The sequence below is a fragment of the Pseudomonas sp. MPB23 genome (genome assembly GCF_046605395.1).
In the GTDB taxonomy this organism is placed as follows: domain Bacteria; phylum Pseudomonadota; class Gammaproteobacteria; order Pseudomonadales; family Pseudomonadaceae; genus Aquipseudomonas.
Genome location: NZ_CP176771.1, coordinates 967716 through 990255, shown reverse-complemented (window position 1 = coordinate 990255; position 22540 = coordinate 967716). Strand labels below are relative to the sequence as shown.

The window sequence follows — 22540 nt, the reverse complement described above, 5'->3', positions numbered from 1 at the left end:
TGCCTTCAAGCCTTCTTGGTTTTCTTCGGCTTCAAATACTTGGTCAGCCCCTGGAACCAGATCACCAGCGCCGGGTTGCCCTTGATCTGGATCGACTTGTCCTGAATCCCCGTCATGAACGCCAGTTGCTTATTCTTCGCCTGCATCGTGGCGAAACCGTAGGCGGCGTCCTTGAACGCGATGGCAAATGCCGGCGCTGGGTGAACGCCCGAGCGGCTGGTGATGCGCTGGTCTTTCACGATGAAGTGACGGGCAACCTTGCCGTCGAGGGTCTGCAACTGGAACGCCAGGTCTTTGTCGCCCAGTTGTTGCTGGAAGGCGGGGTTGGTGCGGCTGGCTTTGCCCATCATCAGGCCCAGCACCCAGAGGAGAAGACGAAATTTCATGCACACGGCCTCGGTGTAATTATTGAGTGGCCGCAGCAGTTTAACGATTTGCAAAAAGAACGCTACCGATCTTGCGCATTAGCGGAAGATCGGCTTGCGTTTGACACTTATAGCAGCATGTTACTTCAGCATCAGGGCATGGCACCGGCGCCCAGTCGGCGTGCCCATTTTTCTATCTATTGCTTAAGACTGGAACCCATCAAACGTCTTCCGTATCCGCCTCTGCATTCCTGACCAGCCGTTTAAGCATTTTGTTCATATGAGCGTGGCGCTTTTCAATCGCGTCCAGGCGCGACTCAGCGGTAGGTGCGTTTGCTGAGGTGGGTGCAACATACGGCTCGTAGATAAGCCCGTATCGTTTGCCCGCGTCTTTCATCTGGGCTTCAACAGCCGTCATGGTTGTCTCAAGGCCGGTCAAGCGTCCGTTCGTATCAGTCGGTGCGTCAGGACGCTTGCCCACGGCCTGGGCGTTTGGCCCTTCGTTGATGGAAAGGATCGTGTTAGTCATCAACTCGACCTTTATTTCATTGTCTTCAAGACGCGCCTCAACTTTTTGTTGTTGGGTTGCGGAGGGGTCAACGGAGGTCGCGGTGCCGTCCGCGTTCTTTTTTTCTGCGCCAGGCATTTTTGCCTGTGCGTCAATTCTGTCGAGTATGGCTTTAGAAACCATGTGTTGCCCCACACTGAAGGGGATATTTATCAAGTTGCTGGCCGCCGAACTAACAAAGGAACTACGCGCGCTGGCGGCAAGTTCAGAAGATAAGGGCTTAAATGCATTTTTATTGTGCAAATCACTAATAGTCTTCGCACTGTTTGTCACCCCTTGCGTACCGGTCGACCCACTCTGCGGCTTTGGCTTTATCGCGGGTTTTGGAGCCGGCCTGGGCGCAGGCCTGACTTGTGGCGGGGGCTTGGGAGCTTGCGGCTTCGGTGGTTTTGGGGGTTTCGGAAACTTCAATGCGCGAGTGTCGCGCTTATGAATCTCTTGATCATTCGCCACTGGATATTCGGTGGAAAGCGTCTTGGTGCCCTGTGAGCAGTGTTCAACATTCGAACGTTCTTGGACGGACGCACCATTGTCTTTAGTCAACACCGCAGACGTAACGGGTGTTTGCGGCTGGGCCGTCGAAACTAAGTGAGGAATAAAAGGCTGATCGAATAACTTCATAAACTCACCTCTGAAAATTATATTAGAGAGGGCTCCCTGCAATCTCGAACTTTGTGTGACTTCGCACACAAATAAGTTCCGACTTCAGAAGTGATGTCATTCAAAACTCAATACAAAATATGCACTTTCGCCCCCCCAATAAAAAATGGGCACCCGACCCAGTCGGCATGCCCATCTTTTTTCCCGCCCCGCCTCCCTTCGAGACGGTATTGCTATTACGGGTTGACGCTGTCTTTGAGCGACTTGCCCGGCTTGAATGCAACGGTATTGCTCGCCTTGATTTTCACAGGCTCACCGGTTTGCGGGTTTTTGCCAGTGCGGGCGCCGCGGTGACGTTGCAGGAAGGTACCGAAGCCAACCAGGGTGACGCTGTCCTTGCGGTGCAGGGCGCCGGTGATTTCTTCGAGAACGGCGTTGAGGACGCGGTTGGCCTGTTCTTTGGTGAGATCCGCTTTTTCAGCGATGGCGGCTGCGAGTTCTGGTTTACGCATAAGTGAAGCCTCTTTGACGGTTTTTTGTTGTTATGTCCGTGCCGCTCATCTGTGGAGCAGCGCCCAAAGCGCCGCAGGCTCTACTCTGCGGCAGACGGGAGTGAGAATGGCATGCCCTCGCACGCTCCGCCAGTCTCGCGGCGACCTTTCTAGGGTGAAAAACAGGGTTATTCCGACAGAACGACCGGTATTTACGCCAGCAAAGGCGGAAGTTCTTTGTTCAGTGCCAGTTTTTCCATCACCGCGCTGCCGGTGAGCGCATAGCCCAGCAGGCGGCCGCTCGCGTCGCGGCACAGGGCCTTGATGTCGGCACCCTGGCCTTCGACGCTCCACACGCCTTCAGTACCGCGTGGCGGGGGCGAAACCACCAGCGGGCACACTGGCGTCTTGACGGTGACCGGCATCGGGCCATAGCTGACCGCCGTGGCATTGCCGGCCAGGGTCTGGGCCAGGGCGCGGGCGCACGTCATCAGCGGCATCACGTACAACAGGTTCAGGCCGTCGACTTCGGCGCAGTCGCCCAGGGCGTAGATATTGGCGTGGGAGGTCTTGAGGTGGCGGTCGACCATGACCCCGCGGTTGACCTGCAGGCCGGCGGCGGCCGCCAGGTCGATACGCGGGCGCAGGCCGATGGCCGAGACCACCAGGTCGCACGGGATCACCTCCCCGTCCGACAGGTGCGCTTCCAGGCCATCCGCGCTGCGTTGCAGGCGATTGAGCACCGGGCCCAGGTGAAAGCGTGCACCCAGGCCTTCCAGCCCGGCCTGGACCGCAGCGGCCGCCGCCGGGTGCAGCAGCGTCGGCATGACTTGCTCACACGGCGCGACCAGGTCGATCTCATAGCCGCCGAGGATCAGGTCGTTGGCGAATTCGCAGCCGATCAGGCCGGCGCCGAGCACCAGCACACGGCGCTTGCCGGCGGCGGCGGCGCGAAAGCGCGCGTAGTCTTCCAGGTCGTTGATCGGGAAAATCAGCTCGGCGGCATCGCCCTCAACCGGTACGCGCACGGTTTCTGCCCCCCAGGCCAGGATCAGGTCGCGGTAAGCCACCGCTTCCTCGCCGATCCACAGGCGTTTGTGCCCAGGGTCGATGCCACTGACACGCGTGTGGGTAAACACTTGCGCCTTGAGTTGCTCGGCCATGGCGCCGGGTTCGGCCATGCTCAGGCCATCGGCTTCCTTGTTCTTGCCAAAACCGGTGGAAAGCATGGGCTTGGAGTAGGAGCGCCCGTCATCCGCGGTGATCAGCAGCAAGGGGGTCTCGCTGTCGAGCTTGCGAAACTCCCGGGCCACGTTGTAACCGGCCAGGCCTGTGCCGATGATCACGACAGGTGCGTTCATTCCTTTCTCCTTGTAATACGTTTCTTAAATTCGGGATTAAGCGACTTCGATCATTGCGAAATCCATTTTCCCCACGCCGCAGTCCGGGCACAGCCAATCTGCCGGGACGTCTTCCCAGCGGGTACCCGGCAGAATTCCATCTTCCGGCCAACCGTCTGCTTCGTTGTAAATCCAGCCACACACTACACATTGCCACTTCTTCATTACTTGCTTCCTCAGGGTCCAGGCAGGTTGGCCGGCGGTCGTTGGATCCAGCGTTGCCGCGCGGCTCAGGGCGTTTTGTACTGATCGGGGCCGGCAGATGCAAGCATGATCGACACGCGGGGGCGCTTCCTCACGGCAAAAGATCAGGACGTCATGGTAAGCTCGCCGCCTCTTTTGCTGCCAATACTGACGTACCGTGCCGCACTCAATCGCCCTCCCCGATGCTTGCCAATGGCTGACCCAGAGCCGTCTACGCCCCTTTCCTGCACCCCCGATCCTCGAATGGCTGTTCGACGAAGGCTCGCTGACGCGCCGATTGACGCGGTTGTCCAGTGATGGCTTCAGTGTGACGCCGCTGTTCGAAGGCTGGCAGCCGCTGCGCGACGACGAATGCGCGGCCTTGGATCTGGCCCCGGCCAGTGTCGGCTGGGTGCGCGAGGTGTATTTGCGTGGGCACGGCCAGCCGTGGGTATTTGCCCGCAGCGTGGCGGCCCGCGGCGCTCTGGAGGGCGACGGCCTGCATATGGATGAGTTGGGCAGCCGTTCGCTGGGCGAATTGCTGTTTTGCGATCAGGCGTTCATCCGCCAGGCGATCGAGGTGTGCCGTTACCCTCGCCAATGGCTGCCGGTCGACCATCAGACCGATGGGCTTTGGGCCCGCCGGTCACGCTTTGATCGCGGGCCGCTGAGCGTGCTGGTGGCGGAAATTTTCTTGCCGCGCTTCTGGCAGGCGCTGCATGACCACCCGGAGAACCGCTGATGTATCAACGCCTGCTCAAGTCCTTGAATCGCCTGAACCCCAGGGCATGGGATTTCATCCAGTTGACCCGCATGGACAAGCCCATCGGCATCTACCTGTTGCTGTGGCCGACGCTGTGGGCGTTGTGGATTGCCGGCAAGGGTTCGCCGTCGTTTATCAATATCGTGATTTTCGTGCTGGGCGTGGTGCTGACCCGCGCTGGCGGCTGCGTGATCAATGACTGGGCCGACCGCAAGGTCGATGGCCATGTGAAACGTACCGAGCAACGCCCGCTGGTGAGCGGCAAGATCAGCTCGAAAGAGGCGCTGGTGTTTTTTGCGCTGCTGATGGGCGTCAGTTTCCTGCTGGTGCTGCTGACCAACGCCACCACCATCCTGCTGTCCCTGGGCGGCCTGGCGCTGGCGGCGAGCTACCCGTTCATGAAGCGCTACACCTATTACCCGCAGGTAGTGTTGGGGGCGGCGTTTTCCTGGGGCATGCCGATGGCGTTCACCGCCGAAACCGGCAACCTGCCTGCCGTCGCGTGGCTGCTGTATATCGCCAACCTGCTGTGGACGGTGGGTTACGACACCTATTACGCAATGACGGACCGCGACGACGACTTGAAGATCGGCGTCAAATCCACCGCGATTCTGTTCGGCGACGCCGACCGGGTGATCATCCTGACCCTGCAAGGCCTGGCGCTTGTGTGCCTGCTGCTCGCCGGTGCACGGTTCGAGCTGGGAGGTTGGTTCCATCTGGGGTTGTTGGCGGCAGCGGGCTGTTTTGCCTGGGAGTTCTGGTACACCCGCGACAGGGACCGCCTGAAATGCTTCAAGGCGTTTTTGCACAACCACTGGGCTGGGTTGGCAATCTTTGTCGGGATTGTGGCGGACTACGGGTTTCGATGAGGGGCCAGGCCCCTCACCGCTAGTGGGCTGAATCAGGGCTTGGCGACTTTCCAGGCCCCGTCCATTTTGCCGTCGCCCGTCATGTCGCCAGCCTTTTTGTCCATAACGAAGGTGTAGAGTGGCTTACCGCTGTAGGCCCATTGGCTTTTTTGATCGTCACGGGTGATGACGGTCCACTTGCCCATGGGCTTGTCGGTGGAATCGGCCATCAACGGCGGCCAGTTGGTGGCGCACTTGTCGTTACACATGGACTTGCCATCGGCGTCCTTGGCGAAGGTATAGAGCGTCATGCCCTTGTGATCCACCAACACCCCATCTTTCGTCATTGCCGGGTCTGCGGCAAATGCCAGGGTCGGCAGCGTCAACGCCGCCGTGACCAGCAGGGCTTTCCAGGAAATCGTGCTGTAAGTCATCGGAACCTTCCTTTTGTGGTTGTCAGGATTCGGACCCAAAGCGTAGTCCAGAGCGGCGTAGATTGCCCTAGCGACTAAATTACTGTCACACGACTGCAATAATTCCGTTATCTAATGCGGCGCAAGACAGTTAAATGACAAGAGGATTCAGGCATGGTTGGCAGGAGCATTCTGATCGTTGACGACGAGGCGCCCATTCGCGAGATGATCGCCGTCGCGTTGGAAATGGCCGGCTATGACTGCCTGGAGGCAGAGAACTCCCAGCAGGCCCATGCCATTATCGTCGACCGCAAGCCGGACCTGATCCTGCTGGACTGGATGCTACCCGGCACCTCCGGCATCGAACTGGCCCGTCGCCTCAAGCGTGACGAGCTGACCGGGGATATCCCGATCATCATGCTCACGGCCAAGGGCGAAGAGGACAACAAGATCCAGGGCCTGGAAGTCGGCGCCGATGACTACATCACCAAGCCGTTTTCCCCACGGGAACTGGTCGCTCGTCTGAAAGCCGTACTGCGCCGCGCCGGCCCCACGGATGGCGAAGCGCCGATCGAAGTCGGCGGCCTGCTGCTGGACCCGATCAGCCACCGCGTGACCATCGACGGCAAGCCGGCCGAGATGGGCCCCACCGAATACCGTCTGCTGCAATTTTTCATGACCCATCAGGAACGCGCCTACACCCGTGGCCAGTTGCTGGACCAGGTGTGGGGCGGCAACGTGTATGTGGAAGAGCGCACCGTGGACGTGCATATCCGCCGCCTGCGCAAAGCCTTGGGCGATGCCTACGAGAATCTGGTACAAACCGTGCGTGGCACCGGCTATCGGTTTTCCACCAAGGGTTGAGCCAGCCGCTTTCTGACTTAAACAGCTGACAAGGACGCATGTTCAAGTGAATCAAAACTGGCATGGCACCCTGATCCGCCACATGCTTTTGCTGATCACCGGCAGCCTGTTGGTTGGCCTGATCAGCGGCTATTACGGCTGGAGCCTGGCCGTCGGTATCGGCCTGTACCTGGGCTGGACCCTCAAACAACTGCTGCGCCTGCACGAATGGCTGCGCCAGCACAAACCCGACGAAGCACCACCCGACGGCTACGGCCTGTGGGGCGAGGTGTTCGACAGCATCTACCACCTGCAACGCCGCGACCAACGGGTACGCGGGCGCCTGCAAGCGGTGATCGACCGGGTGCAGGAATCGACCGCGGCGCTCAAAGACGCGGTGATCATGCTCGACAGCGATGGCAACCTGGAATGGTGGAACCGCGCCGCCGAAACCCTGCTGGGCCTCAAGACGCCCCAGGACAGCGGCCAACCGGTGACCAACCTGGTGCGTCACCCGCGTTTCAAGGAGTACTTCGAGCAGGAAAACTACGAAGAAGCCCTGGAAATCCCCTCGCCCACCAACGACCGCGTGCGCATCCAGCTGTACCTGACGCGCTACGGCAATAACGAACACCTGATGCTGGTACGCGACGTGACTCGCATCCACCAGTTGGAACAGATGCGCAAGGACTTCGTCGCCAACGTCTCCCACGAACTGCGCACACCACTGACGGTGATCTGCGGCTACCTGGAGACGCTGCTGGACAACGTCGACGAGATCAACCCGCGCTGGAGCCGCGCCCTGCAGCAGATGCAGCAACAGGGTTCACGCATGCAGACGCTGCTCAACGACCTGCTGCTGCTGGCCAAGCTGGAAGCCACCGACTACCCCTCGGACAACCACCCGGTGGCGGTCCAGAGCCTGCTGCAGACCATCAAGAACGACGCCCAGGCCCTGTCCGGCCAGCGCGGGCAACAGATCACCCTGGAAGCCGACCCGTCGATATTGCTCAAGGGCAGTGAAGGCGAATTGCGCAGCGCGTTTTCCAACCTGGTGTTCAACGCCGTGAAATACACCCAGGACAAGGGCAATATCCGCATCCGCTGGTGGGCCGATGACCAGGGCGCACACCTGAGCGTGCAGGACTCCGGCATCGGTATCGACGCCAAACATCTGCCGCGCCTGACCGAGCGTTTCTACCGCGTCGACTCCAGCCGCAACTCCAATACCGGCGGCACCGGGCTGGGCCTGGCGATCGTCAAGCATGTGCTCCTGCGCCACCGCGCACGCCTGGAAATCAGCAGCGTGCTGGGCCATGGCAGCACCTTCACCTGCCATTTTCCGCCAACCCAGGTGACCCGTTCGCGGGCGATTGATCAGGATGCCTAGCGCCCCGCCAAGCAGCAGGCACTAGGCAAGCGCCCCGTCAGCCGCTACATTGGCCGACTTACGCCTGCCTTTCAGGCCCTCTTGTCCCCCTTTATTGAACACACGGAACCAGCAAAACCCCATCATGGACCCTTCCCCTGGTATCACCCTGGCTACACTCTTCGCCGATTTCGGCATGATTCTTTTTGCACTGATCCTGGTACTGCTCAACGGTTTCTTCGTTGCTGCGGAGTTTGCCATGGTCAAACTCCGTTCCACGCGGGTCGAGGCGATCGCCGACACCAACGGCTGGCGCGGGCAGATCCTGCGTACCGTACACAGCCAGCTCGACGCTTACCTGTCGGCCTGCCAGTTGGGTATCACCCTTGCCTCCCTGGGGCTGGGCTGGGTCGGTGAGCCGGCCTTCGCGCACATCCTCGAGCCATTGCTGGGGGCGGTAGGCGTCGAGTCGCCGGAAGTGATCAAGGGCGTGTCGTTCTTTTCCGCCTTTTTCATGATTTCCTACCTGCACATCGTGGTCGGTGAACTGGCGCCCAAGTCCTGGGCGATTCGCAAGCCCGAGCTGCTGTCGCTGTGGACGGCGGTGCCGCTGTACCTGTTCTACTGGACCATGTACCCGGCGATCTACCTGCTCAACGCCAGTGCCAACGCCATCCTGCGCATCGCCGGCCAAGGCGAGCCCGGCCCGCACCATGAGCACAATTACAGCCGCGAAGAACTCAAGTTGATCCTGCACTCCAGCCGTGGCCAGGACCCGAGCGACCAAGGCATGCGCGTGCTGGCCTCGGCCGTGGAAATGGGCGAGCTGGAAGTGGTGGACTGGGCCAATTCCCGGGAAGACCTGGTGACCCTGGACTTCAACGCCCCGCTCAAGGAAATCCTCGCGCTGTTCCGCCGGCACAAATACAGCCGCTACCCCGTGTATGACGCGGTGCGCAACGAGTTCGTGGGCCTGTTGCACATCAAGGACCTGCTGCTGGAACTGGCAGACCTGGACCACATCCCCGAGTCGTTCAACCTGGCCGAGCTGACCCGCCCGTTGGAGCGCGTGTCGCGGCATATGCCGTTGTCGCAGTTGCTGGAGCAGTTCCGCAAAGGCGGCGCGCACTTCGCCCTGGTGGAAGAAGCCGACGGCAAGGTCATCGGCTACCTGACCATGGAAGACGTGCTGGAAGTGCTGGTGGGCGATATCCAGGACGAACACCGCAAGGCTGAGCGCGGCATCCTCGCCTACCAGCCGGGCAAACTGCTGGTGCGTGGCGACACGCCGCTGTTCAAGGTCGAGCGCCTGCTGGGTGTCGACCTGGACCACATCGAAGCCGAAACCCTGGCCGGGCTGATCTACGACACCCTCAAACGGGTGCCGGAAGAGGAAGAAGTGCTGGAGGTCGAAGGGTTGCGGATCATCATCAAGAAGATGAAAGGCCCGAAAATCGTGCTGGCCAAGGTCTTGTTGCTGGAGTGACCGTAGGCGCGGGGTGCCTGGCACCCCGTGGTGTTTCGCGAGCGAGCTCGCTCTTACGCCTGCCGTCAATTGCCCAGGGCAAAATTGGGCAGCGTGCCGACCGGCCGGTTGAATTCGTAAGGGATCGACACCAGCCCCGCGTCGGTATGCTGCTGCACCACAAAGTGCAGATGGGGCCCGCTGCTGTTGCCGGTATTGCCCGACAACCCCAACGCGTCGCCCACCCTCACCCGCTGTCCCGGCCGGACACTGACCGAGCCCTGCTTGAGGTGCAGGTACACGCCCTGTGTACCGTCATCGTGCTGCACCCGCACGAAATTCCCCGACGCATCGTTGCCGCGTCCGACCTGCTCATTCTCGATCTTCACCACCACCCCACTGCGGGCCGCAATGATCGGCGTGCCTTCGGGCATGGCGATGTCAATGGCATAGCGGCTTTTGGCGTCCGTGTGGCTGAAGCGGCCATTGGGGCCTTGGGTCAGGCGAAAGGGCCCGCCGCGCCAGGGAAAGGGGTAACGGTAGGCTGGCGGTGGATAACCGGGCTTGGGCCGCTCGAACACGGGCCGCGGTACGCGCTCGTTCCTGCGTTCCTGGATCACGAATGCCTGGGCTCCCGGTGTTTGCCGGTCGCTGAAGAACACCTCGCCATGGGCGTCGGTGGATTTGTAGAGGGTCATGGCCAGGGTCGACGTGGCAACCGTGGCCAGCCCCCATAACAGCAACAGGCGAAGGAGCATGGCGCGAACCTGCCGGGATGACTGAACGGCAGGCTAGCAAGCCTTGATGACAAGACGGTGTGAGGCTCCTCCGATCACCGTGGGAGCGAGCCCCCACATAAGCCCGCACCTATTGGCAGGTGGCGTTCTCTAAATCAGGCACCCGGCACGAAATGCTTCTGCGCCGTCCCGCGCGCGATCAGGCGCGAGATGTAGTCGAGCTTCTGCGCATCCTGGTCGATAAACCGGAAGGTCAGTTGCAGCCAGTCGCTGTCCGGCTTGGGCTCTAAGGCAGCCACGGCGTGCAGATAGCCGTTGAGGCGGGCGATTTCGGCGTTGTCGCCTTGCTCAAGGTCGAGCACGGCGCTTTCCAGCACCTGGGGCAGCACTTCGCCGCGGCGTACCACCAGCAGCGCTTCCTTGATGCTCAACGCCTTGATCACGCATTGCTGGGTGCCGCTGGACAGACGCAGTTGGCCCTGGCCACGACCGCCGGCCGGCGACGCGGCCGGGGCCTTGACGGGCGGGCTGTTGAGCAGGCCCTTGCTCGGTGCCGCCGCCGGTGCTGCCGCCGCTACCGGAGCGGCCTTGACCGCTTCAGGCTTGCCGCCGGTCAAGGCACTCAGGGAGTCGTTACCGAAGGCCGAGTTCATTTTGGTCGGGGCACTGGCGACCAGTGCGTCGAGACGGCCAACCTTATGCAGGGCCTGCTTGACCTTGTTCAGCAACTGCTCGTTCGTGAACGGTTTGCTGACATAGCCCGAAACCCCGGCCTGGATCGCCTGGACCACGTTCTCCTTGTCGCCGCGACTGGTCACCATCACGAACGGCATGGCCTTGAGGTGCGCCTGTTCGCGACACCAGGTCAGCAACTCAAGCCCGGACATTTCCGGCATTTCCCAGTCGCACAGCACCAGGTCGAAGCTCTCGCGCATCAGGATGGTCTGAGCCTTTTTGCCGTTCACCGCATCTTCAAGCTTGATCCCGGGGAAGTAGTTACGCAGGCACTTCTTCACCAGATCGCGGATAAACGAGGCGTCATCCACCACCAATACACTGACTTTACTCATCGACCCTTCATCCTATAAAAACGGCGGCACGCAAAACGCCTGACTGATGGCATTTTGCCAAAACTCTGTCGTCACGTTGGAAGTTTATTGCCCTGACGGCACAAAAAATTCAGTTGCTACAAACGAAAACGCCCGACCAAAGGCCGGGCGTTAATTTCTCGGGCAACCTTACTTATCGTCAGGTTCGCCCGGAACATTAGGGATTTGATCGACCGAACCTTCAACTTCGGCCTTCATGCGCTTGAGACCCATGTGCCGCACATCGGTGCCGCGCACCAGGTAGATCACCAGTTCCGAGATATTGCGCGCGTGGTCGCCGATGCGCTCCAGGGAACGCAGCACCCAGATGATGCTCAAGACCCGCGAGATAGAGCGCGGGTCTTCCATCATGTAGGTCGCCAGTTCGCGCAGCGCGGTCTTGTATTCGCGATCGATGGTCTTGTCGTACTGGGCCACCGACAACGCCAGTTCGGCGTCGAAGCGGGCGAACGCGTCGAGGGCATCACGAACCATGTTGCGCACCTGGTCGCCGATGTGGCGCACCTCAACGTAACCACGCGGTGCTTCGCCTTCTTCGCACAGCTGGATGGCGCGGCGGGCGATCTTGGTGGCTTCGTCGCCGATGCGCTCCAGGTCGATCACCGACTTGGAGATGCTGATGATCAAACGCAGGTCGGAGGCCGCCGGCTGGCGACGGGCCAGAATGCGCAGGCATTCTTCGTCGATGTTGCGTTCCATCTGGTTGATCTGGTCATCGATCTCACGCACCTGCTGGGCCAGGCCCGAGTCGGCCTCGATCAGCGCGGTGACCGCATCGTTGACTTGCTTCTCCACCAGTCCGCCCATCGCCAGGAGGTGGCTGCGCACTTCCTCGAGCTCGGCGTTGAACTGCGCGGAGATGTGATGGGTAAGGCCTTCTTTGCTAATCATGTTGGCGTCCTTGGAGCGTCCGGTAAGGTGCGGAGAACCGCAGCGTCAGTGCAATCAAAACCACAGCTTCCTAGCCGTAGCGACCGGTGATGTAGTCTTCGGTCTGCTTCTTCGCCGGATTGGTGAACAGGGTATCGGTATCGCCGAATTCCACGAGTTTGCCCATGTACATGAACGCGGTGTAGTCGGAAACCCGCGCCGCCTGTTGCATGTTGTGGGTCACGATGACGATGGTGAACTTGGACTTGAGCTCGTAGATCAGCTCTTCGACTTTGAGCGTGGAGATCGGGTCAAGTGCCGAGCAGGGTTCGTCGAGCAGCAGCACTTCCGGTTCCACGGCGATGGTGCGAGCGATCACCAGACGCTGCTGCTGGCCACCGGACAAGCCCAGTGCCGATTCGTGCAGGCGGTCCTTGACCTCGTCCCACAGCGCCGCGCCCTTGAGGGCCCACTCGACTGCTTCGTCGAGGATGCGCTTTTTATTGATGCCCTGGATGCGCAGGCCGTAGACCACGTTTTCGTAGATGGTCTTGGGGAACGGGTTGGGCTTCTGGAACACCATGCCCACCCGGCGACGCAGCTCCGCCACGTCTTCGCCCTTGCGGTAGATGTTGGTGCCATAGAGGTTGATCGCGCCTTCCACACGGCAACCGTCGACCAGATCGTTCATGCGGTTGAAGGTACGCAGCAGCGTGGACTTGCCGCAGCCAGACGGGCCGATAAAGGCGGTCACGCGCTGCTTGGGGATGTTCATGCTGACGTCGAACAGTGCCTGTTTGTCGCCGTAGTACAGGCTCAGGCCCGGCACTTCGATAGCCACGGTTTCTTCGGCCAGGCTCAGGCTCTGCTTGTCGCGACCCAGGGCAGACATGTTGATGCCGTGGGATTGGGTTTCTTGTTGCATGGGATGCTCCCTGTGCTGTTGTGTGGGTGGGGGCTTTCCCGATAGCGGTGTATCAGGAACATGTGTGCTGGCTGGCACACCGCAATCGGGAGCAAGCCCCCTCCCACAAATAAGTCCGCGTTCAATTCAGATCAGCTATCCAACGCTTTGTATTTTTCGCGCAGGTGGTTACGGATCCACACTGCCGACAAGTTGAGCGTGGCGATCACCAGCACCAGCAACAGCGCGGTGGCGTATACCAGCGGCCGTGCGGCTTCGACGTTGGGGCTCTGGAAGCCGACGTCATAAATATGGAAGCCCAGGTGCATGATCTTCTGGTCCAGGTGCAAGTAAGGGTAGTTGCCGTCCAACGGCAGCGACGGGGCCAGCTTGACCACACCCACCAGCATCAGCGGCGCCACTTCACCGGCGGCGCGGGCCACGGCGAGGATCATGCCGGTCATCATCGCCGGGCTGGCCATGGGCAGCACGATCTTCCACAGCGTTTCCGCCTTGGTCGCGCCCAGCGCCAGGGAACCTTCACGCACGGTGCGAGGAATCCGCGCCAGGCCTTCTTCGGTGGCCACGATCACCACCGGCACCGCCAGCAGTGCCAGGGTCAGCGAGGCCCACAACAGGCCAGGCGTGCCGAAGGTCGGGGCCGGCAGCGCTTCGGCAAAGAACAGGCGGTCGACCGAGCCACCCAAGACATACACGAAGAAGCCCAGGCCGAACACGCCGTAGACGATGGCCGGTACGCCGGCGAGGTTGTTCACGGCGATGCGGATGATCCGCGTCAGGGCGTTCTGTTTAGCGTATTCGCGCAGGTACACCGCCGCCAGTACGCCGAACGGCGTCACGATCATCGCCATGATCAGGGTCATCATCACGGTGCCGAAAATTGCCGGGAAGATCCCGCCTTCGGTGTTGGCTTCCCGTGGGTCGTCACTGAGGAATTCCCAGACCTTGCTGAAGTAGAAGCCGATCTTGGTCATCGTGCCCATGGCGTTAGGCTGATAGGCATGGACCACTTTGCCGATGCCGATTTCCAGTTCCTTGCCGTTGGCATCGCGGGCGGTCAGGGCGTCGCGATTGAACTGGGCATGCAGGTCGGACAGGCGCGCTTCGATATCCTGGTAACGGGCATTCAGCTCGGCGCGATCGGCGTCCATGTCGGCCTGGGCGGCAGCGTCGAGCTTGCCTTCGAGTTCCAGCTTGCGACCGTGCAGGCGGATACGCTCGAGACCGGCGTTGATCGCGCCGATGTCGGACTTCTCCAGGGTCTTGAGCTGGGCCGCCAGCTTGTTCACGCGCTCGACACGGGCCTGCAGCTCGGGCCACGCGGCTTCGCCCTCGGCGATGACCTTGCCGTCCTGTTTGACGTTGACCAGGGTGCCGTAGAAGTTGCCCCACTCACGACGCTCGATGGTCATCAGTTGTGCAGGCTTGCTCTGGTTGGTCAGCCACTCGCCGATGATCCAGGTGAAGTCGTTGCCGTTCAGGTCCCGGTTACCGACCTTGATCAGCTCGCGGGTCATGAACTCCGGGCCCTCATCGGGCACTGGCAGGCCGGCGCTTTTCAGGCGTTCACGCGGCACTTCTTCTTTCTGCACCACTTCGCCGATGACGATATGGTTGGCCTGGCCCGGTACGTCGTAGTTGGCCTGGATCAGATCGGCCGGCCAGAAGTGGCCCAAACCACGCACCGCAATCACAGCCAGCAAACCAAGGGTCATGATGACCGCGATGGACACCGCGCCACCGCTGATCCAGACGCCGGGAGCGCCGCTCTTGAACCATCCATTCAGGGAGTTCTGTTTCACAGACTTCTACCTTTCTTAAAGCGACGAGTATTTCTTGCGCAGACGCTGACGAATCAGCTCGGCGAGGGTGTTCATGATGAACGTGAACAACAGCAGCACCAGCGCCGAGAGGAACAGCACGCGGTAGTGACTGCCGCCCACTTCCGACTCGGGCATTTCCACCGCGACGTTGGCCGCCAGGGTGCGCAGGCCTTCGAACAGGTTCATCTCCATGACCGGGGTGTTACCGGTGGCCATCAGCACGATCATGGTCTCGCCGACGGCGCGGCCCATGCCGATCATCAGCGCCGAGAAAATCCCCGGGCTGGCGGTCAGGATCACCACGCGGGTCATGGTCTGCCAGGGCGTGGCGCCCAGGGCCAGGGAGCCCAGGGTCAGGCCGCGCGGCACGCTGAACACGGCGTCTTCGGCGATGGAGTAGATGTTCGGGATCACCGCGAAACCCATGGCCAGGCCGACCACCAGGGCGTTGCGCTGATCGTAGGTGATGCCCAGGTCGTGGGAGATCCACATGCGCATGTCACCGCCAAAGAACCAGGTTTCCATGTACGGGCTCATGTACAGCGACAGCCAGCCGACGAACAGGATCACCGGGATCAGGATCGCGCTTTCCCAGCCATCGGGCACCCGCAAGCGGATGGACTCAGGCAGGCGACTGAAGACAAAACCGGCCACCAGAATGCCAATCGGCACCAGCATCAGCAGGCTGAAAATCCCCGGTAGATGCCCTTCGACATACGGCGCGAGGAACAGGCCGGCGAAGAAGCCGAGGATCACCGTCGGCATCGCTTCCATCAGCTCGATCACCGGCTTGACCTTGCGGCGCAGGCTCGGGGCCATGAAGTAGGCGGTGTAGATCGCCGCCGCGACGGCCAGGGGCGCAGCCAGCAGCATGGCGTAGAACGCGGCCTTCAAGGTGCCGAAGGTCAACGGCGCGAGGCTCATCTTGGGTTCGAAATCGGTGTTGGCGGCAGTCGATTGCCAGACGTATTTAGGCTCGTCGTAGTTTTCGTACCAGACCTTGCTCCACAGCGCGCTCCACGAGACTTCCGGGTGCGGGTTGTCCAGCAGCAATGGTTGCAGCTTGCCGCCGGCTTCGACGATCACGCGGTTGGCCCGCGGCGACAGGCCGAACACACCCTGGCCATCGACCACCGGATCCACCAGCAGGGTGCGGTGGGCGGTGCTGTGGAATACGCCGAACTTGCCGGAAGCGTCGAGGGCGGTGAAGCCTTTGCGACGTTCTTCGGCAGTAATCTCAACGATGGGCGTGGTGCCCATCTGAAAGGTGCGGATCTGCTTGAGGTGCTGTTCGCCATCCGGGTCGCGGGCCATGAACCACTGGGCCAGGCCGCCCTTGGAGTTACCCACGATCAGCGAGATACCGCCCACCAGTTGGGTACTGGCGGTGATTTCGGCGTCGGCGTCTTCCACGAGTTTGTAACGACCGTTGAGGCTCTTGTCGCGCAGGCTGAACACATCGGCCAGGGCACGGCCGTTGATCACATACAGCCACTGCTGGCGCGGGTCGATGAAGATCGCCTTCACCGGCTCGGTCATCTGCGGCAGTTCGATACGCGTCTGCTCGCTGGTGACTTCGCCGGTCATCATGTTTTCTTCACGGCTCAGGGACAGCACGTTCAGGTGCGAACCGGCGGAACCGGCCAGCACCAGGGAAGAGTCGGTGGCGTTGAGGGCGACGTGTTCCAGCGGGCGACCGGCGTCATCCAGCACGATCGGGGTGTCGCCGTAGGGGTATTCGATTGCCGGAGTAATGGTTTTCTTGCCGTCCGGGTAGGACACCTTATAGGTGTGGCGGAACACCAGGGACTGGCCATTGGACAAGCCGAGGATCACCAGCGGGCTGCCTGGCTGGTCTTTACCGATGGACACGACACTGGTACCGGCCGGAAGCGGCAGGTCGACCCGCTTGAGCTCGGCGCCGGTGGCGATATCAAAAAACAGCGCCTGGCCCTTGTCGGAAACCCGCATGGCGACTTGGTTCTGTTCTTCCAGGGAGATCATCAGCGGCTTGCCGGCATCCTGAATCCACGCCGGTGTCAGCGCGTCTTCCTTCGTCAGAGAAGCACCCTGGAACAGTGGTGCAACGACATAACCGAGAAAGAAGAAAATCAGGGTAATGGCACCGAGGACGGCAAGGCCGCCCACCAGCACGTACCAGCGGGTCAGGCGATCCTTGAGCGCGCGGATACGGCGCTTGCGTTGCAGCTCAGGCGTATTGAAGTCAATACGCTTGGGGGGAGAAGTCGTCGTCATGGTGGAATTGGCCAGATCATTCATGCGCACACCCTAGCGATCCTGTATGACAGAAAGATGACAATGCAGTGACGCACAAAATCCGCCGCGAAGCAGTGCTGGCAGCGGACTAAAAATTAGGAATTTCTGTAGGAGTGAGCTTGCTCGCGAAGATCGCTAACGATAACGCGCCACTTCTGAATAAACGCGCGGCTCTATCGTCTTTCGCGAGCAAATTCGCTCCTACAGAAAGGCCGGTTTTACCCAGCCCGGCAACTTAGTTGCCTTCTTTCAGACCCAGGTCAGCCAGGGCCTTGGCGGCCACTTTGGCTGGCAGTGGGATGTAGCCGTCTTTAACCACAACTTCCTGGCCCTGTTTGGACAGAACCAGTTTCACGAACTCAGCTTCCAGCGGGGCCAGTGGCTTGTTCGGGGCTTTGTTGACATAGACGTAGAGGAAGCGCGACAGCGGGTATTTGCCGTTCAGGGCGTTTTCTTCGCTGTCTTCGATGAACTCGGTGCTGCCTTTCTTGGCCAGGGCCACGGTCTTCACGCTGGCGGTCTTGTAACCGATGCCCGAGTAACCGATGCCGTTCAGCGAGGAGCTGATCGACTGCACGACCGAAGCCGAGCCTGGTTGTTCGTTCACGTTAGATTTGTAGTCGCCTTTGCACAGGGCTTCTTCCTTGAAGTAGCCGTAGGTGCCGGATACCGAGTTGCGCCCGAACAGTTGCACCGGCTTGTTGGCCAGGTCGCCGGTCACGCCCAGGTCGCCCCAGGTTTTCACGTCGGCTTTAGCGCCGCACAGACGCGTCGAGGAGAAGATCGCGTCGACCTGTTCCATGGTCAGGTGCTGGATCGGGTTGTCCTTGTGCACAAACACCGCCAGAGCATCCACGGCCACCGGGATAGCGGTTGGTTTATAGCCATACTTCTGCTCAAAGGCCGCCAGTTCGGTGTCCTTCATCTTGCGGCTCATCGGGCCCAGGTTGGAGGTGCCTTCAGTCAGCGCAGGTGGGGCGGTCGCGGAGCCGGCAGCTTGAATCTGGATGTTGACGTTCGGGTATTCCTTCTTATAACCCTCAGCCCACAGGGTCATCAGGTTAGCCAGGGTATCGGAACCGACGCTGGACAAGTTGCCCGACACACCAGTGGTCTTAACATAAGCCGGAATTGCCGGGTCAACACCAGCGGCCACCGCGTGGGCAGTCGCAACGCCAGCAGCGACAAAAGTCATTGCCGCCATCAAACGCTTCAGTTTCATGCCTTACTCCTAGCAGAAAGGGATAGTTGGATCGGGGCCAAGTATCGGGAGGCCGTGTGAACACTCTATGTCTGAAATATGACAATTGGATGAAAGGCCAGCATGGAGAGAGAAGGTGGTCAACGGGCGAATGACTGCAAAAAACACGGGGTAATGCGCTGGTTGTGGCGAGGGCGCTTGCTCCCTCACCACAGGGGGAATAGGGATGGTTTTAGCGACCACGCATCCACAGATACCCACCCACACCCATCCCCATCACACACAGCACGGCAACGTAGTAGGCCGGGCCCATCGGGCTTCCTTTCATCAACAGCGACACCGCCAGCGGCGTCAACCCGCCGAACACGGCGTAGGCGACGTTGTAGGAGAACGACAGGCCGCTGAAGCGCACCACCGGCGGAAACGCTTTGACCATGACGTAAGGCACGACGCCGATGGTGCCGACGAACAAACCGGTCAAGGCGTACAGCTCGAACAGCCACTCAGGGTGGGCGAACAGGCTGTGATAAAGCGCCCAGGACGTCGCCAGCAGCAGCGCGCAACCGATGACCAGGACGCGACCGGCCCCGAAGCGGTCGGCCAGGGCGCCGGAGGCGATGCAACCCAGGGTCAGGGTGACGATGGCCAGGCTGTTGGCTTGCAGGGCAACGGTCGGGCTGAAGTTGTAAACGGTCTGCAGCACGGTCGGGGTCATCAGGATGACCACCACCACGCCGGCCGACAGCAACCAGGTCAACAACATCGACAGCACGATGGCACCACGGTGGTCGCGCAACACGGCGCGCAACGGTACCTCGGCGGCCAGGGCCTTGCGTTGCTGCATCTCGGCGAATACCGGCGTTTCATGCAGCCAGCGGCGCAGGTAGGCCGACAACAGGCCGAACACGCCGCCGAGCAGAAACGGGATACGCCAGGCGTAATCCGAGACCTGCTCCGGGGTATAAAGAGTGTTGATCGCGGTGGCCACCAGCGAACCCAGCAGAATGCCGGCGGTCAGGCCGCTGGTCAGGGTGCCGCAAGCGTAGCCGATATGGCGCGCCGGCACGTGTTCGGAGACGAACACCCAGGCGCCCGGCACCTCACCGCCGATCGCCGCACCCTGGATCACGCGCATCAACAGCAACAGCAGCGGCGCCAACAGGCCGATCTGCGCATAGGTCGGCAGCAGGCCCATGATCAGGGTCGGCACGGCCATCATGAAGATGCTCAGGGTGAACATTTTCTTGCGCCCCAGCAGGTCGCCGAAGTGCGCCATGACGATGCCGCCCAGCGGGCGCGCCAGGTAGCCGGCAGCGAAGATGCCGAAGGTCTGCATCATGCGCAGCCAATCAGGCATGTCGGCGGGGAAGAACAGTTTTCCGACCACAGTGGCGAAAAACACGAAGATGATGAAATCGTAGAATTCCAGCGCCCCGCCCAAGGCAGACAGCGACAGGGTTTTGTAGTCGTTGCGGGTCAGCGGGCGCGAGGGTTGCGCACTGCTTGCGGGCACGGAGGACATGGCAAGGCTTCTCTTATTAGTCAGAACGGCAGACCCGAGAGGCGGTCTGAGCCAGAACGGGTTGGGCAAGATAGCAAATCGCTTGTAAAAGCACATCACAAGCACCGCTGCGGGAAAAAGCCGCAATACAGCGGCTAATTGCCGACCAAATGAACGCCGGGAGGTCGTCGTGACGCATGTGTGTCGATATACTCGGCCCTTGCGAGCGCCAGACCCGCAGTCTTGAGGGGCTACTGTGCCAAAACGTCGTTGGGTGCGATCCAGCCGATTTGGCAGAGTTTCCCTTTAGTACGCCTTACGAGAAACGCATTGAACCTCGCGTGTTGGTGCTGAAACGTTTTTCTACAAGACGGCTATCCACTTGATATACCCATGAAGCGTCACGGGTAAGAGGCACCCTCGGCATGATCGAACTCGAACAAGAAGATCCTATCCCGCAAGGCGATCTCGCCCTGCAAATCACCGCGCTCCCACGTGAAACCAACGGTTTCGGCGACATCTTCGGCGGCTGGCTGGTCTCGCAGATGGACCTGGCCGGCACCGCCATGGCCAGCAAGGTCGCCGGTGGACGCGTAGCCACAGTGGCCATTGATCGCATGGCGTTCCTGGTGCCCGTGGCAGTGGGCGCACAGTTGTCCTTTTATACCCAGGCCCTGGAAATCGGCCGCAGCTCGATCCAGATGATGGTCGAAGTGTGGAGCGACGACCCGCTGTCCAGCGAATGGCGCAAGGTCACCGAGGCGGTGTTCGTGTTCGTCGCCATCGATGGCAGCGGCCGCACGCGCTCGGTGCCGTCCCGCGCGCGTTAAACCTCGCCGGGTTTTCACGGTCAATTGCCCATTGCCTGACATTGAGAGTGCTGTGTATGCCTACGCCCCACGTTGAAAGCGTGAAAATCGACGAGCTGGACTGCTGGCGCATCCGCCACAACGGCGCCGAACTGATGGTGGCCCGCCAGGGCGCGCATCTCTTCAGTTACCAACGCGCAGGCGAGCAGCCGTTGATCTGGCCGAACAAGGCCGCCGTGTTCAAGACAGGCAAAGGCATCCGTACCGGTGTGCCGGTGTGCTGGCCCTGGTTTGGCGTGTTTGACCGCAACCCGCAGAGCGTCAAGGCGATGCGCCAGAGCGACCAGCCGGCGGGCGCCCACGGTTTTGTGCGTACTGCGCTGTGGGAATTGGCCGGGAGCGAACGTCAAGGCGAGACCTTGCGCGTCGACCTGGTGCTGCCGGTGCCGGCAGATGGTTTCCCCGGCTGGCCCCATCAGGTTGACCTGAAGCTGAGCCTGCTGCTCGACGATCAACTGCAGATCCGCCTGACCAGCCACAACCGCGGCACCGACACCGTGACGCTCAGCCAGGCGCTGCACACCTATTTCGCCGTGAGCGATGTGCGCAACGTGCAGGTCGAAGGCCTGGACGCAACGGCCTATATCGACACCGCCGATGGCTGGGCCGAGAAGACCCAGGCCGGCCCGCTGCACTTCAGCGCCGAGACCGACCGCATCTACCTCGACACGCCCGCGCAGTTGAACATCGTCGACAACGACTGGCAGCGCCGCCTCCAGTTGACCGCCGAGGGCTCGCGGTCGACCGTGATCTGGAACCCCTGGACCGAACGCGCCAAAGCCTTCGACGACATGGCCGACGACGGCTGGCAGGGCATGTTGTGCATCGAGACGGCGAATGTGCTGGATGACGTGGTGACCCTGGCGCCGGGCGAAAGCCACACACTGGGCGTGAGCATCGCCAGCACCACGCTGTAAACCCAATCAAAATGTGGGAGGGGGCTTGCTCCCGATAGCGGCCTATCAGCCACAAATGTGCTGACTGACCCTCTGCTATCGGGAGCAAGCCCCCTCCCACATTGTTACGTGTTGGGTTTTAGAGATCGGATTCCTTTACAGCCCGCACCTTCGCCGCATCCAGCGCATACGCCGCATCGGCCAGGTCGTTGTTGACCGTCTCCACCTTCAGCGTGCCCGTGACCCACAGCGGCGTGTAGATATCATCCAGCTTCAGCCCCTTGGGATAGCGCACCAGCACCAGTTGGTTGGGCGGCGGTGGCGGCACGTGGATGCAAGCGCCGGGGTACGGCACCAGGAAGAACAGCGTGCTGCGGCCCTTGGCGTCGGTTTCCAACGGCACCGGATAACCGCCGATACGGATGTTCTTGCCGTTCATCGCGGCCACGGTCTTGGTGGAATACATCACCGCCGGCAAGCCTTTGCTCTGCTTCAGGCCACCTTTGTCGGTGAACGTGCCTTGGGCTTCGGGGGAGTTGTGGTCGATCTCGGGCATGGCTTCGAGGGCTTTCTGATCCGACAGCGGCATCAGGTCGAGCCAGTCGGTTTCCGGCAGTTCGCCAGCATGAGCCAGGCCTGAGCCCAGCAGGAGAAACATCAAGAGGAGACGGCGCATGGAGGAGCTCGACAAGGTAAACAGTGCCGGCATTCTAGCCCTCTGCGCCTGCGCAGCGCAGAGGACTTTGTGGCTCGATTACTTCTTTTTGATCAGGCCGTAGATCACCAACAGCACAATAGCGCCCACCAATGCGCCGATGAAACCCGCGCCCTGGCCAGCCTGGTAGATACCCAACGCCTGACCGCCATAGGTGGCAGCAAGGGAGCCGGCGATACCCAGCACAATGGTCATGATCCAGCCCATGCTGTCGTCGCCGGGCTTGAGGAAACGCGCCAGCAGGCCGACGATCAGGCCGATAAAGATGGTTCCGATGATACCCATTGCATGCCCCTCTGATTGAATGTG

Annotated in this window: 23 protein-coding genes; 7 read left to right on the top strand and 16 right to left on the bottom strand. The window is 61.0% G+C overall.

The window, feature by feature from the left end; genetic code table 11:
• Positions 1-5: 5 nt before the first annotated feature.
• From ACLH0J_RS04425 to ACLH0J_RS04405, 5 genes are all read right to left on the bottom strand, one after another.
• The gene (locus tag ACLH0J_RS04425; protein ID WP_411391020.1) at positions 6-386 is read right to left on the bottom strand and encodes a helicase; all 381 of its coding nucleotides are present in this window, start codon (positions 384-386) and stop codon (positions 6-8) included.
• Between the two features lie 199 nt (positions 387-585).
• On the bottom strand, positions 586-1554 hold the full coding sequence (locus tag ACLH0J_RS04420; protein ID WP_411391019.1) for a hypothetical protein: 969 nt from the start codon (positions 1552-1554) through the stop codon (positions 586-588).
• Positions 1555-1769: 215 nt separating this feature from the next.
• A complete protein-coding gene (locus ACLH0J_RS04415) occupies positions 1770-2045 on the bottom strand; it encodes an HU family DNA-binding protein (protein WP_003213368.1) in 276 nt (91 codons plus the stop codon).
• 191 nt (positions 2046-2236) lie between these two features.
• On the bottom strand, positions 2237-3385 hold the full coding sequence (locus tag ACLH0J_RS04410) for an NAD(P)/FAD-dependent oxidoreductase (RefSeq protein WP_411391018.1): 1149 nt from the start codon (positions 3383-3385) through the stop codon (positions 2237-2239).
• Between the two features lie 36 nt (positions 3386-3421).
• Entirely contained in the window at positions 3422-3589 is a 168-nt protein-coding gene (locus ACLH0J_RS04405; RefSeq protein ID WP_411391017.1) for a rubredoxin, read from the bottom strand.
• Positions 3590-3785: 196 nt separating this feature from the next.
• Between ACLH0J_RS04405 and ACLH0J_RS04400 the strand changes: the two genes are divergently transcribed.
• Both ACLH0J_RS04400 and ubiA read left to right on the top strand, forming a co-directional pair.
• On the top strand, positions 3786-4349 hold the full coding sequence (locus ACLH0J_RS04400; RefSeq protein ID WP_411391016.1) for a chorismate--pyruvate lyase family protein: 564 nt from the start codon (positions 3786-3788) through the stop codon (positions 4347-4349).
• Entirely contained in the window at positions 4349-5239 is an 891-nt protein-coding gene (gene ubiA, locus ACLH0J_RS04395; protein ID WP_411391015.1) for a 4-hydroxybenzoate octaprenyltransferase, read from the top strand. Before ACLH0J_RS04400 ends, ubiA begins: the two co-directional genes overlap by 1 nt.
• 32 nt (positions 5240-5271) lie before the next feature.
• Here the strand turns inward: ubiA and ACLH0J_RS04390 are convergent, their stop codons facing one another.
• Entirely contained in the window at positions 5272-5652 is a 381-nt protein-coding gene (locus ACLH0J_RS04390) for a hypothetical protein (protein WP_411391014.1), read from the bottom strand.
• A 153-nt stretch (positions 5653-5805) separates the two neighbouring features.
• Between ACLH0J_RS04390 and phoB the strand changes: the two genes are divergently transcribed.
• From phoB to ACLH0J_RS04375, 3 genes are all read left to right on the top strand, one after another.
• Positions 5806-6495, top strand: a complete 690-nt coding sequence (gene phoB, locus ACLH0J_RS04385) for a phosphate regulon transcriptional regulator PhoB (RefSeq protein WP_003176964.1) — start codon at positions 5806-5808, stop codon at positions 6493-6495.
• Positions 6496-6577: 82 nt separating this feature from the next.
• Positions 6578-7864: a phosphate regulon sensor histidine kinase PhoR gene (phoR, locus tag ACLH0J_RS04380; protein ID WP_411392775.1), complete on the top strand. Its 1287-nt coding sequence runs from the start codon at positions 6578-6580 to the stop codon at positions 7862-7864.
• A 124-nt stretch (positions 7865-7988) separates the two neighbouring features.
• Complete coding sequence (locus tag ACLH0J_RS04375; RefSeq protein ID WP_010566945.1) at positions 7989-9329, top strand: hemolysin family protein; 1341 nt, start codon at positions 7989-7991, stop codon at positions 9327-9329.
• Between the two features lie 65 nt (positions 9330-9394).
• On the opposite strand, the gene ACLH0J_RS04370 is transcribed toward ACLH0J_RS04375, so the two are convergent.
• From ACLH0J_RS04370 to ACLH0J_RS04335, 8 genes are all read right to left on the bottom strand, one after another.
• Entirely contained in the window at positions 9395-10066 is a 672-nt protein-coding gene (locus tag ACLH0J_RS04370; protein WP_411391013.1) for a M23 family metallopeptidase, read from the bottom strand.
• Between the two features lie 134 nt (positions 10067-10200).
• Entirely contained in the window at positions 10201-11115 is a 915-nt protein-coding gene (locus ACLH0J_RS04365) for a response regulator (RefSeq protein WP_411391012.1), read from the bottom strand.
• Between the two features lie 168 nt (positions 11116-11283).
• Positions 11284-12045, bottom strand: coding sequence for a phosphate signaling complex protein PhoU (gene phoU / locus ACLH0J_RS04360; protein WP_411391011.1), 762 nt, complete (start codon positions 12043-12045; stop codon positions 11284-11286).
• Between the two features lie 70 nt (positions 12046-12115).
• Positions 12116-12949 (bottom strand): phosphate ABC transporter ATP-binding protein PstB, encoded by an 834-nt coding sequence (gene pstB / locus ACLH0J_RS04355; RefSeq protein ID WP_010566941.1) that lies wholly within the window; start codon positions 12947-12949, stop codon positions 12116-12118.
• 131 nt (positions 12950-13080) lie between these two features.
• Positions 13081-14751, bottom strand: coding sequence for a phosphate ABC transporter permease PstA (gene pstA, locus ACLH0J_RS04350; protein ID WP_411391010.1), 1671 nt, complete (start codon positions 14749-14751; stop codon positions 13081-13083).
• A gap of 15 nt (positions 14752-14766) precedes the next feature.
• Positions 14767-16800 carry an ABC transporter permease subunit gene (locus ACLH0J_RS04345; protein WP_411392774.1) on the bottom strand — a complete coding sequence of 678 codons (2034 nt, stop codon included), beginning with the start codon at positions 16798-16800 and terminating at the stop codon, positions 14767-14769.
• A 484-nt stretch (positions 16801-17284) separates the two neighbouring features.
• Complete coding sequence (locus tag ACLH0J_RS04340) at positions 17285-18271, bottom strand: phosphate ABC transporter substrate-binding protein PstS (protein ID WP_411391009.1); 987 nt, start codon at positions 18269-18271, stop codon at positions 17285-17287.
• 211 nt (positions 18272-18482) lie between these two features.
• On the bottom strand, positions 18483-19772 hold the full coding sequence (locus ACLH0J_RS04335) for an MFS transporter (protein ID WP_411391008.1): 1290 nt from the start codon (positions 19770-19772) through the stop codon (positions 18483-18485).
• Positions 19773-20176: 404 nt separating this feature from the next.
• Between ACLH0J_RS04335 and ACLH0J_RS04330 the strand changes: the two genes are divergently transcribed.
• Positions 20177-20581 carry an acyl-CoA thioesterase gene (locus tag ACLH0J_RS04330; protein ID WP_010566936.1) on the top strand — a complete coding sequence of 135 codons (405 nt, stop codon included), beginning with the start codon at positions 20177-20179 and terminating at the stop codon, positions 20579-20581.
• 56 nt (positions 20582-20637) lie between these two features.
• A complete protein-coding gene (locus ACLH0J_RS04325; protein ID WP_411391007.1) occupies positions 20638-21537 on the top strand; it encodes a D-hexose-6-phosphate mutarotase in 900 nt (299 codons plus the stop codon).
• Positions 21538-21655: 118 nt separating this feature from the next.
• Here ACLH0J_RS04325 and ACLH0J_RS04320 read toward each other — a convergent pair whose 3' ends face one another.
• Positions 21656-22192, bottom strand: coding sequence for a DUF3299 domain-containing protein (locus tag ACLH0J_RS04320; RefSeq protein WP_411391006.1), 537 nt, complete (start codon positions 22190-22192; stop codon positions 21656-21658).
• A gap of 78 nt (positions 22193-22270) precedes the next feature.
• Positions 22271-22516, bottom strand: a complete 246-nt coding sequence (locus ACLH0J_RS04315) for a GlsB/YeaQ/YmgE family stress response membrane protein (protein ID WP_411391005.1) — start codon at positions 22514-22516, stop codon at positions 22271-22273.
• Positions 22517-22540 lie beyond the last annotated feature (24 nt).